At 46.2% G+C, this 13,428-nt stretch carries 8 protein-coding genes; 5 read left to right on the forward strand and 3 right to left on the reverse strand.

Annotated features, from left to right (window positions below):
* Positions 1–31 precede the first annotated feature (31 nt).
* The 3 genes from DWZ67_RS20525 to DWZ67_RS19635 all read left to right on the forward strand — a co-directional run bounded on the left by DWZ67_RS20525 (position 32) and on the right by DWZ67_RS19635 (position 6,468).
* Positions 32–3,067, forward strand: a complete 3,036-nt coding sequence (locus DWZ67_RS20525; RefSeq protein WP_057087498.1) for a PL29 family lyase N-terminal domain-containing protein — start codon at positions 32–34, stop codon at positions 3,065–3,067.
* Positions 3,068–3,519: 452 nt separating this feature from the next.
* A complete protein-coding gene (priA, locus tag DWZ67_RS19630; protein WP_120139543.1) occupies positions 3,520–5,985 on the forward strand; it encodes a primosomal protein N' in 2,466 nt (821 codons plus the stop codon).
* 21 nt (positions 5,986–6,006) lie between these two features.
* Positions 6,007–6,468 (forward strand): low molecular weight protein-tyrosine-phosphatase, encoded by a 462-nt coding sequence (locus tag DWZ67_RS19635; RefSeq protein ID WP_005825832.1) that lies wholly within the window; start codon positions 6,007–6,009, stop codon positions 6,466–6,468.
* Here DWZ67_RS19635 and DWZ67_RS19640 read toward each other — a convergent pair.
* Positions 6,465–8,555 carry a BT4734/BF3469 family protein gene (locus DWZ67_RS19640; RefSeq protein ID WP_120139546.1) on the reverse strand — a complete coding sequence of 697 codons (2,091 nt, stop codon included), beginning with the start codon at positions 8,553–8,555 and terminating at the stop codon, positions 6,465–6,467. The two genes, DWZ67_RS19635 and DWZ67_RS19640, sit on opposite strands and share 4 nt — an antisense overlap.
* Positions 8,556–8,805: 250 nt before the next feature.
* On the opposite strand from DWZ67_RS19640, the gene DWZ67_RS20210 reads away from it, so the two are divergent.
* Positions 8,806–8,952: a hypothetical protein gene (locus DWZ67_RS20210; RefSeq protein ID WP_155517626.1), complete on the forward strand. Its 147-nt coding sequence runs from the start codon at positions 8,806–8,808 to the stop codon at positions 8,950–8,952.
* Positions 8,953–8,955: 3 nt separating this feature from the next.
* Positions 8,956–9,579, forward strand: coding sequence for an HU family DNA-binding protein (locus DWZ67_RS19645; protein WP_120139544.1), 624 nt, complete (start codon positions 8,956–8,958; stop codon positions 9,577–9,579).
* A gap of 174 nt (positions 9,580–9,753) precedes the next feature.
* Here DWZ67_RS19645 and DWZ67_RS19655 read toward each other — a convergent pair whose 3' ends face one another.
* Together DWZ67_RS19655 and DWZ67_RS19660 are read right to left on the reverse strand one after the other, a co-directional pair.
* Positions 9,754–10,092 (reverse strand): hypothetical protein, encoded by a 339-nt coding sequence (locus DWZ67_RS19655; RefSeq protein WP_016272010.1) that lies wholly within the window; start codon positions 10,090–10,092, stop codon positions 9,754–9,756.
* A gap of 98 nt (positions 10,093–10,190) precedes the next feature.
* Positions 10,191–13,400 carry a hypothetical protein gene (locus DWZ67_RS19660; RefSeq protein WP_120139545.1) on the reverse strand — a complete coding sequence of 1,070 codons (3,210 nt, stop codon included), beginning with the start codon at positions 13,398–13,400 and terminating at the stop codon, positions 10,191–10,193.
* Positions 13,401–13,428: the final 28 nt, after the last annotated feature.

Here is a 13,428-nt window from a genome sequence, read left to right on the forward strand (position 1 = left end):
TTTTAAATTTATAAATTTAAAGTTTTCAATTATGAACAAAAAGTTTCTAAGTGCAATCTTGTTTGGAGCTTTAATGGTTGGCTCCACAAGTACATTTGTTTCTTGTAAGGACTATGATGATGACATCGATGGCTTGCAGGAGCAGATCGATGCAAACAAAAAACAGATTGATGACATCCTTGCTGCAATCAATGGCAAGAAATTCATCGAAAGTTATGCTCCTGTTGAGGGTGGTTATTTACTGACTTTTACCGGTGGCGAAACTTTAACTATCAAGAATGGTGCTCAAGGCGAAAAAGGTGAGCAAGGACTTCAGGGTATTCAAGGCCCGAAGGGTGAAACCGGGGCTACAATTGTTCCGAAGTTCAAGGTAGATGCCGAGAACTACTGGATGATTAGCGTAGATGAAGGTGCAACCTATGAGTATGTATTGAATGACGCAGGTGAGAAAATCAAGGCTGCAGGCTCAGAAGCTAATGTTGAAGAAGCTATCGGAAACTACGTGAAGGTAGACGAAGAGGGTTATATCTGCATTGGAGAGTATAAGACTTCATTCAAATACAATGCTAATGTTCCTTCAATGATCTACAATGAAAAAGATGGAACCATGCAAGTTACTATTGGCGGTCAGTCATATACTTTGTTAATGGAAGGTTCTGCTTTCAACGGTTTACAGAGCATTGCTTTCAGAAAGCCCTATGCGGATAATTCAACTGTTGGTGGCTCTGAGGTGGCTAAATTAGATGTTTATGATTGGTTCGAAAAGACTGATGACCCTGGTAAGTGGGAATACAGAAAGGCAACCAGAGAGGATGAGAGTTACAAAAACTGGATTAATGATTCAAGACTCGATCAGGATAATACTCAAGAACCTTTCCGTCTGGTAGGTGTTGTAACCGCTCTTGGGGAAAAAGCAGATGTTAATGCTTATCAACTCTATTCTTATGATGAAGCAGCCAAAGAAAACAAATTGTTTGCCGCCATACCTGGTGTCGCTGAATTTAAAGTTTGGCCTAATCAATATAGTCAAACAGATGCTGAATACTTCTTCTCAGATTCTTATAAAACACGTGCTGTTGATATTCCGGTTTGGAGCGTGCAAGGAACTCCTGAATTGAATAATGGTATTCTGTCAGTGAAGATGATTGCTAAGGAAAACATTGTAGACGGACAAATGTATATGTCTTCTTTGGATGTTACCATGTATAAGCAATACACTTCTTCTTCTGATTATTTCAGTGTTAAATCAAGTTGGGCTAATACAAATTGGATTTTTGCAGCACATTCTCATAGAAATGACAGCAACTGGCCTTTTGGTTTACCTGGTGCTTATGATATGCATTCCGAGAAAAATTCATTTACTTATAATGAATCTTATAATTTGAATGACTCTATAAATGCTTATATGTCTAACGTATCCGGTACCCCGGAATTGTCTGAAATAGGTCTTGAGTATACTCAGAAATTTGAGTTATTGCCAAATAACACTAAATTCATTTTGAATGGCAAGGAAATACAATCTAAACAAGGTATCTTCCAAATCAACGATGGTATCCTTTCTGTAAAAGAACAATATCAGGCATCTGCCATTAACGAATATGCAGCAATAAAACTTACAACGACTGTGAAGTCACAAGTTGAAGGTGTTGCTGACTATGTATTTGAAAATACATTCCCTATTCAAGCTATTCGTAAGGCTGAAGATCCATATACATATAATTCCATCGAATTGATTCCGAATGAAGGCAATCTGTCAATGAGCTACAATGCTAGTAAGGCAACTGTTATTGCATTGAATGTTCGTAAGTTTGAATCTGAAATCGGTGGACGTGATATTGTTGCCGGTAACAATGTAGAAGACAGAAATCATCTGTTGCCACTTTATGTATATGATGCGAAAGCAAAAGAATACAAGATGCTTTCTAAGACAGAAGGTCGGGCATACATGAAGAACGACGCGGTTGGTTCTGCCTTGAATTCTGACAACTTGAAGGTTAATGCAAAAGATATCTACTTGTACTACAGAAACGGTGGTGATAATGCAGACAAAGACTCTTTATTCCTGGTTGTAGGGCCAAAGGTAGAATTGGCAGAGACGACTCTTTATGTATCACCTACAGCTAACTCCAATAGTGTTTGGAATGGTACTTGGAAAGATAATGCTCCTTATGCAGTTGGCAATGAATATGATAGAAAATACTTCATGTTGACTCTGAATAAAGTTTCTGTAAATCGCACATTTGCAGTTTCTATCAAGAAAGCATACGAAGCACGTACAATCATTGGTGACTGGAGTGATGCTGCTAACGGCAACTTCGGTATTAAGTCTGAAAACTTCGCTCACATGTATGATGTAACTCCTGCTGATGCTAAAGCTGTATTCGAATTGAATAAAGATAAGCAGAATGCATTTGTACAAGATTTGATGAAGAAGAAGCAATTAGTTGTTGAAGAATCAAATGGCGAATGGAGAATAGCATTCACTGCTCCTATTGATATCAAGAAGGTTGGTAATCTGAAAGTTGATATTTATGATGCAAATGGTTACGATGCTACTGACAAGAACCGTAAACCTGATGCAGAAGAATTATGGACTGTAGCTCGTCCGATAGCAGATTTCACCGGTGGTGCTGCACTGAAAGCATTCAACGATCCGAACTTGGCCAAGGATACAGAAATTACTTTGAAGCAATTGATTGAAAATTCTGTAGCTGGCACTAAGACTAAGGCTGAAGACTTCTGGAAGAATCTGATATTGAAAGACTATGCAGGTGAGACAGTTGTTAAATTCAATGGAACTACATTCAATGCCGAAGAAGTCACTGCTCGTGCTGCTTTGTACAAGAAGTCTGTTAAAACTGGTCTCCGCTACATTATGTCTAACGGAACAGACAAAGATGAATACTTCAAGGTAGATCCTACAACTGGTAAGCTGACTTGTATTGCACTCCCGACAGGTACTGAGTTTACTCATACAGTAAATGTGGTTCTGCAGTTCGTTCACGACTGGGGTACTAGTGAGTATGCATACAACGTAACTATCACACGTAAACAAGCTACTAGATAATCCGAGTAGTAGAAAATTGTCTGAATAGACAATTATAAAATCAAAAGGAGGATGTTCTATGGGAACATCCTCCTTTTTTTCTCCAGAAACTTTTTTCTCCTCACTTTGCTTCCACACTTCCGCCCACCTCCTGCATCCCCCTGTCCATCGGCATTTACCCCGCTGTGGAAGCAACAAAAAAAGGTGGAAGCAAAATCTGCTTCCACCTACTCAAAATGCCATAGTTTTACCATAACTAACTCACTCTTATTTTAATACATCGAACAAAGCTTATAAAACGCTTACACCAGTTTCCCCATACCTCTACACCCATCCTACCCATAAAATCTGCAATACCCATATCCCCCCTTATCTTCATCCCAAATCCACAACAGCCTCCTCCCCCTCTCATCATAAAAAATGACCCCGTTCATTTCATTCTCCCTCCACTTTCCACTATCTTTGTCCCCACGATGAAAAAGTTTGCCGACGTCATATTGCCTTTGCCTTTGCACAGCTGCTTCACCTACTCCCTGCCCGACGAGTGGGCGGATGAAGTGCAGATTGGTTGCCGGGTGGTAGTACCATTCGGACGGAAGAAATACTATACAGCCATCGTGCGCAACGTGCACTATTGTGCCCCCACCGAATACGAAGTAAAGGAAGTGTCCGCCTTGCTGGATGCCCGCCCCATACTGCTCCCGCGGCAGTTCAAGTTCTGGGAATGGCTCTCCGATTACTATCTCTGCACGCAAGGAGACGTCTACAAAGCCGCCCTGCCCTCCGGTCTGAAGCTGGAAAGCGAAACAATCGTAGAGTACAATCCCGATTTCGAGTCCGACGTCCGCCTGCCGGAGAAGGAACAGAAGATACTGGATATGCTCTCTGCCGACCCGGAGCAATGCGTGACGAAACTGGAGAAAGAGACCGGCATCAAGAACATACTTTCTGTCATCAAGTCACTGCTCGACAAAGAGGCCATCTTCGTAAAGGAAGAATTGCGCCGTACCTATAAGCCTAAGACCGAAACCCGTGTACGCCTCACCGCCGCCGCCCGCAACGAACACCGCCTGCACATCTTCTTCGACGAGTTGCAGCGCCGTGCCCCCAAGCAACTGGACCTGCTGATGAAATATCTGGAACTCTCCGGCTACCTCAGCGGACGAGATATAAAAGAAGTCTCCAAAGCCGAACTGCTGCAACGCACCTCCACCACCCCTGCCGTATTCAACGGTCTTGTGGACCGTGGTGTATTCGAAGTCTACCAGCAGGAAATAGGTCGCATAGACAAAGCACTCCTCAAAGAAGTCATCCCCGTCAACCCGCTGAACGAGCACCAGCAACGCGCTTATCACTCCATCTTAGAGAATTTTCAAAGCAAGAACGTCTGCCTGCTACATGGTGTCACGGCAAGCGGCAAGACCGAAGTCTATATTCATCTGATAGAAGAAACCATCCGGCAAGGAAAGCAGGTGCTCTATCTCCTGCCCGAAATAGCCCTCACTGCGCAAATCACAGAGCGCCTGCAACGCGTATTCGGCTCCCGACTGGGCATCTATCACTCCAAGTTCCCCGATGCCGAACGGGTAGAAATCTGGCAGAAGCAGCTGTCGGAAGCAGACTATGACATTATTCTCGGCGTCCGCTCCTCCGTCTTTCTTCCTTTCCGCAACCTCGGTCTTGTGATTGTGGACGAGGAGCACGAAAACACCTATAAGCAGCAAGACCCTGCTCCCCGCTATCATGCCCGCAATGCAGCCATTGTACTCGCCTCCATGTATGGCGCCAAAACTCTGTTGGGCACGGCAACCCCTTCCGTAGAGACCTGGCACAACGCCACTACCGGTAAGTATGGCCTCGTGGAACTAAAAGAACGCTATAAAGAGATACAACTGCCGGAGATTATCCCCGTAGACATCAAGGAGCTGCACCGCAAGAAGATGATGAACAGTCCCTTCTCTCCGCTGCTCCTGCAATACATCCGCGAAGCGCTGGAACAGAAAGAACAAGTCATCCTCTTCCAGAACCGCCGCGGCTTCGCCCCCATGATAGAGTGCAACACCTGCGGCTGGGTACCCAAGTGCAAGAACTGCGACGTCAGCCTCACCTACCATAAGGGGCTGAACCAACTGACCTGCCACTACTGTGGCTACACCTACCAACTGCCCCGCATCTGCCCCGCCTGCGAGGGCACTGACCTGCGCAACCGCGGCTTCGGCACGGAAAAAATAGAAGATGACATCAAAGCCCTCTTCCCCGACGCCCGCGTAGCCCGTATGGACTTGGACACCACCCGCACCCGTACCGCCTACGAGCGCATCATCTCCGATTTCCAGCAAGGCAAGACGGACATCCTGATAGGCACGCAAATGGTGTCCAAGGGTCTGGACTTCGACCACGTCAGCATTGTGGGCATACTCAATGCCGACACCATGCTGAACTATCCCGACTTCCGCGCCTACGAGCGCGCCTTCCAGCTGATGGCGCAGGTTGCCGGACGCGCCGGACGGAAGAACAAGCGCGGCAGGGTGGTGCTACAAACCAAAAGCATCGACCATCCCATCATCCCGCAAGTCATTGCCAACGACTACGAAGCCATGGTAGGCGGGCAGCTTGCCGAACGCCAGATGTTCCACTATCCGCCCTACTACCGCCTGGTGTACGTCTACTTGAAGAACCGGAACGAGACCCTGCTCGACCTCATGGCACAGACTATGGCCGCCAAGCTCCGCACCGTCTTCGGCAACCGTGTGCTGGGACCGGACAAGCCGCCCGTAGCACGCGTACAGACCCTGTTCATCCGAAAGATTGTCTTGAAGATAGAAACCAATGCCCCAATGGCACGTGCCCGCGAACTGCTCGTCCAGGTGCAAAAGGAGATGGTGGCGGAAGACCGCTTCAAGTCGCTGATAGTGTATTATGATGTAGACCCGATGTAAATAACTCGTAACTAAAGAAATATGAAGAAGATACTTTTCGTTTGCCTCGGCAACATTTGCCGTTCCTCCTCGGCAGAGGGAGTCATGAAGCATCTGGTAGAAGAAGCCGGACGTGCGGATGAGTTTTTAATCGATTCTGCAGGCATTCTGTCCTATCACCAGGGCGAACTGCCGGACAGCCGGATGCGTGCCCATGCCGCCCGCCGTGGATACAATCTGACGCATCTTTCGCGACCCGTACGTACCGAGGATTTTTACAACTTCGACCTGATTATCGGTATGGACGACCGCAACATCGACGACCTGAAAGATCGTGCCCCTTCAACCGCCGAATGGAGCAAGATACACCGCATGACGGAATACTGTACAAAGTTTACCCATGCCGACCATGTACCGGACCCCTATTACGGCGGTTCCGAAGGTTTTGAGTATGTGCTGGACATTCTGGAAGATGCTTGTGCGGGGTTACTGCAGAGCATTTAATCCAGCGGCATTACATGATACAGTGTCCCCTGCCTTGACTTCTTGTTCGGTATTTCAAGCTTCTTGAGCGTCCGCCCGAATACGGCAACCTTGTTGATTGCCAGACGGTCACGCGTCTTTGTCTGTAAAGCGGAAAGAATCTGCATGGGCATCATCCATTGCCCCTCTTCATCCTCTTCTGCCGCGCGGAAATGGCTGTGGAAGAGTTGTTCCAGTGGGGTGAGCTGTTCAAATTCCCGGTTCGTCCGCTTCAAGATGGCTTCATCGGCATCATCCAGCCAGTAACGCTCACCTTTGGCTACGGCATTCAGAGCCTGCGCATAGAGCTGGCGGTAGTTGATGGTGACATTCGTATCGATGGGACCGGTGACCTCAATGCAGATGAAACGGCGGCTGCCACTGGGGTCGGACAGCAAGTCTTTCTGGTTGCTGGTGCCGATGAAGGAGGCATACCGCCGCATCTCACGGATGGTGCTGCCGTAGGGTTTGCGCAGGTTGGCAGCCGGTTTCTGCAGCAGATGCTTCAGGAAGCCCTGCTGGTTGATGTTGATTTGATCGAACTCGTCAATGTTGACGAGCAGAAAGCGTCCCAGGCTGCGTTCCGCTTCCTGCCTGCTCTTGAAGTCGATGCTGTCCGTATAGCCGAAACGCAGCTCCGGTGGCAGCAAAATGCGGCAAAAGGTGGATTTCCGGAACCCTTGAGAACCGACAAGCAGAGGAGAAGTATTGTTTCCGTGTTGCCGGTCCATTCCACGCCAGTGTGCCACCATGCCCAGGAACCAGCGGTAGAACAGCTCCTGCCAATGAGGATTGTGGCACGGAACGAGGTCGGCCAATGCCCGGATGCGGTCTTTCCCGTCCCAGCGGCCGGTGTCGTAAAGGTATTCTTCGACGGGATTATAGAGTGGCACATAGTCTGAAGTTAGGAAACGGTTGATGTCGCGGTCCCATACGCGGATACCCTCCTTCAGGGCATTCATAGAGACTGTACTGCGGGCACGCTGGTCGGCGGGCTTGAAATAGAAATGGACGGAGTCGCGCTGACGGTATTCCAAATCATCCAGAACGGTGTTGTAGCGGAACTCATACCGGCGCCCCATAAACTCTTCCAGCCGGAAAACGCTCTCCTGTTCTTGCGTCAGACTGCTCTTTTTCCCGAAGCCTTTAAGCTCTTGATATAGGTTATGAATCGTTTGACGGACAATGAATTCATCCGTTTCCCGGTAATAGTGCATCAATGTCTGGCGGACTACTTCCTCTTCGGGGATGCCTGCCTTGAAACAATGTTCGGCCAGAGGCACCAGCAGTATCCGTAAATCCCCGTCCCGTTTCCAACCGTCCAATTCGCGGAATGCACGGCCAAGGGCCGATTCGAAAAGTATGGCGAAGGTGTCCGAGGCTTTACTGTCCGGATGCAGCCGCAACAGCGGGTTCTTTTCTGCGAGTTTTCGTTGCCGGAAGTTCTCCTCTTCGGGCATGCCGAGGGGCTGTTCCAGGCAGAAAGGCACAGCGGCAGGATTATAGTATGGATATCCGTCCAGAGTCATGCGGCAACTCTGGGTAAGGGAAGGTTCTTTCAATGTAATGGCAAACGGCAGCAAGGGCTGGTAGCACTTCACCGCCATACGGTAGGCGTGGGCATGAAACAAGGCGGCATCGCTCTCCAGCTTCGGTGTCGTGCCGTCGGGCAGGGCAAACAATACCCATATCTTGGCACTCCGTCCGCTGGAACCGCAGAAAGCGGCAAAGGTCTGTGGTAGCAGGGCGGCTTGTTGCTTTACATATTCCGCTTCGGCAATGCCCGACAGACGGTTTATTTCCAGTTGTACGAGTCCGTTATAGTTCTTCATCCGTCGTTCCCCCTCTTGTGTACGGCTATATTCCACGGCGGGATAGATGCGGGGCAGCTTGTCTATATGTTCGTATTGGGCGCAAGTGCCCTCCAGTTGAGGAAGGATGGCCCGGAGGGTCGACACATGTCCGGCTTTGGTTTCGGTTTTTAGTTTTTTAATCAGTGCATCCGCTTCCAGGGTGCTGAGGGCTTCCTTTCCGCTCTCTTTTTCTGCTCTAATCAAGGTAATTTTCATTCTGTTTGTCAGCTTGTTTGGGTAAATATAATTCTCGTAAAGATACGACATCAGGAGGCGGAAAACAAGTATTCAGCAGAATAATTATTAAATAAATGCCTGCTTCCACAAACTATACAGCGTGGTGTCGGAAACCTTTGGATTTCTTTTTTAAAACATAGGCATTCCTTTGCTTTTCTCCCTTTGTTTGTCTACTTTTGTATAGGGAATAGATGACGCCTAACGACCATGAACAGCTCTGCTTACGGCCATGAAGCAATCGCTTGACGACCGTAAGCAGAGCTGTTCATGGTCGTTAGGCGTTTCTCTTCCCAAAGCTTTTACGGATGAAGTACGTAACCCGCACCTATTCCGCATAGGGCGCGAACGTATTGTACAACAACTTAAAAGACATTGAACTATGGCAATTTTATTCGATTGGTATGAGCTCCCGGAACCTAAAGACAAACAGCGGGAAGAAAAGATACTTCATCCGCGCATCCGCTTGAACGGCTCTACCACTACCGACGAACTGCGTCGCAGAATTCAGGAACGCAGCTCGTTGACGGAGACTGATGTCTCGGCGGTACTGGATGCCTTGTCGCACGTCATGGGGGAAGACCTTGCCGAGGGGCGGCAGGTGCATCTGGACGGTATCGGCTATTTTCATCCCGTACTGACGAGCACGGAGCCGGTGACCGCTGCGACCAAACGAAAAACCACCAAGATTAAGCTGAAGGGCATCAAGTTTCGTGCCGACCAGGTGCTGAAGAATGAGATAGGTGCCATCAAAGTTAAACCGCTGGGGCTGAATGAGCATTCCCAAAAGCTGAGTGACAAGGAGATTGACAGGCGACTGACGGGCTACTTCTCTACGCATCAGTTCCTTACGCGCAGTGATTTTCAGAGCCTCTGCGGAATGATGCGCTCTACTGCACAGCTTCATATTCGCCTGCTTCGTAGCGAAGGCAAGCTCGAGAATGCAGGAAAACTGAACCAACCGATTTATGTACCTTGCACGGGGTATTATGGTAGAGACAAGTAGGTTACGGTAAAACTATAGCGTTTTGAGTAGGTGGAAGCAAAATTTGCTTCCACCTTTTTTTGTTGCTTCCACAGCAGTTCAAGTGCCGATGGATAGGGGGATGCAGGAGGTGGGTGGAAGTGTGGAAGCAAAGTGGGGAGAAAAAAATCTAGAGAGTGATGAGAGGCGCGGAAATCATTCTATATACTTCACCTCTTCACCTAAGGCATCATGGTTCATTTCGCGTATACTGCGATAAAGCTTACCATTTTTCAAATAATAATAATTCTGATAACCAGCAAACTCTATGTTGGCATAGGTTTCATTGTTACGATCTTTGCTTATTTTCCAAGAACTTTCGTAAATCATAGAATCTTTGAAAGTTATGATTGATGTAGAATCTGGACGAAGCTCAAACTTTATGCCGTTGGCAGTAGTGAATATACCGACAAAATCATGTTCTTTTTCGTTGTTGTCACATCCGGTTAGTAGCAGTATTCCCAACAATATTCCTATAATGACTGTTTGTTTCATATTTTTAGTTGTTATATTATAAAAAAGAGTGCTTCAATCGGATGAAGCACTCTCTCTTGTCTGTTTACTTTATTGGCATCTCTTTTCAGAGTTGTCTCTTATCTTCCTGCGGGAGTACCGGCATTTTCATTTACGTGGATTTTGAATTCCTGAGTGAAAGTCTTCCACTTATAACCGAACTTGATAGGAACATAGATTTCATAATCCCAGTTTACAGGAGTACCACTGTGGTTGTAGTAAGTCAGTGTTTCCTTACCAGTTGTTGCATCTACGTTGTAAACTACAGTTGTGTTGGCAGGAAGGCTACCTTCCTTGTAACCAGCCACAGGCTGCAAATTGCCGTCTACCAGTTTCAGGTTAGTCTTAACTTGATCAGTCATCCAGTTGCTCGGAGTACATTCGTAGAATTTGAACAGTTCTTTTTGCAGAGCTGTTGCATTGGGAGCCTCAGAAGCAGTGTAGAAATTACCGTTTTCGTCTGCATTCCAGCAAGTGTAAGTATAAGCACCTGTTACATCTACAGAGCTACCGTTAACAACAGCATCAGTTACTTCTCCTTCTTCCTTATTCACTGTGATAGTCATCGGTTCAATGATGTTGGCATCATAAGCCTTGATAACTTCAGTATGAGCAGCCGGATGTCCCGGAGTTGCATCACCATAGCAAAGGTCTGCAACCAACTTGATAGGAACAATCTGACCTACCAAAGCTTTGGCAGCTTCTGTCGGTTTGGTGTTTTCTCCGAAATTGGATTTTGCATCCGGATCAGCTTCTTGCAATTTGATGTTATAAGTCTTGTGACCTTTCAGAGGATTATTTGCATTTGTACAGAGGTTGTCCTTATAATTGTCAATTGTTGCAGCCAATTCACCTGCAATGTACAATTTTGTGTTGTCGGCACTCAATGTAACAGCACCATCCTTGAATGTCTTGCTGGCAACATCAAAGTACTTATAAGTTTTACCAGCCAACTGTTCAGCATCGAATTCAAAACGTACACCTTCTGCTTCAAATGTAGGAGAATAAGGATTCTTCACATTCGCAACGTTCTTATCCTGGAAGTACAGGTATTCCCATGCACCAGTAGCAGGTTTTACACCGTCTTTGTTCAAGAAACCGTTCACTAAGTCAGTGTAGATATTTACGGTCGGATTATTGTTAGTCTTATCGCCAGTCAATACGTGTCCAGTGGTTTCATTCCATGCAGGATTCCATTCCACAGCACCATAAACTACCGGGTTCACATTGAATACAGTGTTGTTGGTGTTTTTCTTCCAATAACGATTGTCATATCCATATCCACCGAATGTAGGTTTGTAGATAGTACGTGTCAATGTAATCTTCAAAGTAGGATATGCTTTTGTCGGATCTTTCCAGAAGAATGTTTTAGTGAATACCATATCTTCGTGATTCTTCCATTCTGGATATTTCTTCACGATGTCAGCGTGAGTCAAAGTCCACTCAATGTTGTAAGATTCAACGCCGTCTTCTGTATTCTTAAGAAGTTTAACCTTACCATAATCTACTCCATCTTGTGCGTCGAAACCCTCGTCAGTGTAAATGGCGTGGAATTCCTGTTTGGTCATACCACCTTCTTTTGCACCGTTGTAGATAACTTCGTTCATGGCTACAGTACCAATTCTATCTGCGAAATTGCCACATTTGAATATGGTATCATCGTATGTGAAACCGATTTCACGCATACCTTCTTCTTTCACCCATTTCACCTTGATGTAGCGCATAGCTACCAAAGCATTGTTTACAGTATCCACCAACTCTACACGTACCAACGGTTCGCGGCCTACTGCAGTGGCAGATACACCGTCAAGGCTATAGACTTTTGAAGTCATGTGACCATTCATAGGAGAATCGATTTCTGCAAATTTCTGCTGGTCAGTCTTGTTGCTGTTATTCTCCGGACCACCTAAAGTGATATATTCTTCAGTAGCCTTGTAGAAACGGAATGTCAGACCATAGTCTTTGTATGCCTTCAACTCTGCATGTTGGTTATGGTCTTCTGCACCGATTTCCGTTGTACAAACCTCTACCAATTTCTTCAGGTCAAGGACTTTGTTATACTGTGCATAAACGTCAATCATGTTGTTAGCTTGTGATTCGTATGCACAAATAGAGTCGTGGTAGTGTACGTAGAATCTGCCTTCGCCATCGGTCTGAACTTCGTCAGCAAATTTGCCGGTCATAGTTTCGCCGTACTTCGTACGTGCATTAGCGATATAAGGAGCTACTTTTGTTTCGTGCAGACGAACATATTCAGAGTTTACATAAACCTGAGTGCCATTTTCCTTAAGGGCTTTAGCTTCATCAGCAGTCAAGTTTTCCTTAGCGATAGGAGCCTTTAGAGAAGCCATGTAGAAAGTTTCTTTTCCACTTGCATGACCGCCTGCTTCATTGATGGATTCGGCAACAGTCTTCTTGAATTGTACTGTCAATACATTGTCTTCTATTTTATAGCCAGTTGGCTGGATAGGAGAGTTCTCCGAAATCGTTGCGCCAGCTTTGGTGAGGATGTTTTCAGATTTGATGCAATCGAAAGAAGGCATATAGATATCCTCTGTACGTACACCCATATTGGGGCTAACGTGGAAGTAAGCCTCATTTTTGTCTGTAGATACCGTGTATGGATTAGCACCAGCTTTATTAACGTGGTCAAGTACAGGAGTTTTGGAATGTGCGGTAAACGTTCCTTCAGAATCTTCGTCAGTTTGAGGACCATCTGTATGTTTTGCCATTGCCTTGTACTCTTGTGGAGTATACTGTAGAGTAGTCAATGTAATAGCAGCAATACCATTGATATGACTTGTAGGAATTACAGCCAGACTAGTCAAACGATGTCCGATAATAGACATAACTTGAGCGCTCAATGCATCAACCTCAGCAGCCAAGTCTTTTAGTTTTTCGTCTGTAACAAAGCCGCCTTCCAATTCTTCTTTCAAGTCGTTGATTTTAGTCTCAACTGCCTCCAAAGAAGCCAACTTCTCAATTTGCTTTTCCAGTTCTTTCTTCAAAGCAGTCAAATCTGCCTCGGATACTCCGCCTTCTGTCGAATTAGCCTTGTCCAAAGCTTCCTGAGCTTTGTTCTTGGCCTCGTTTGCGGCACTTTTGGCTTCATCTACAGCCGTCTGCAACGTAGTAACTTTTGCATTCAGGTCATCAAGTGAAGCTTTCTTGTCCAGTTGTTCCTGCAAGTCCTTGATGTCATCATCATAATCCTTACAAGACGTGAACGTACCTGCAGTACCCAACATCAAGGCACTGAACAGGGTCACACTTAGAAACTTCTTGTTCATAATTGAAAACTTTAAATTTATAAATTTA

It is taken from the genome of Bacteroides sp. AF34-31BH, assembly GCF_003602795.1.
Lineage (GTDB): Bacteria > Bacteroidota > Bacteroidia > Bacteroidales > Bacteroidaceae > Bacteroides > Bacteroides uniformis.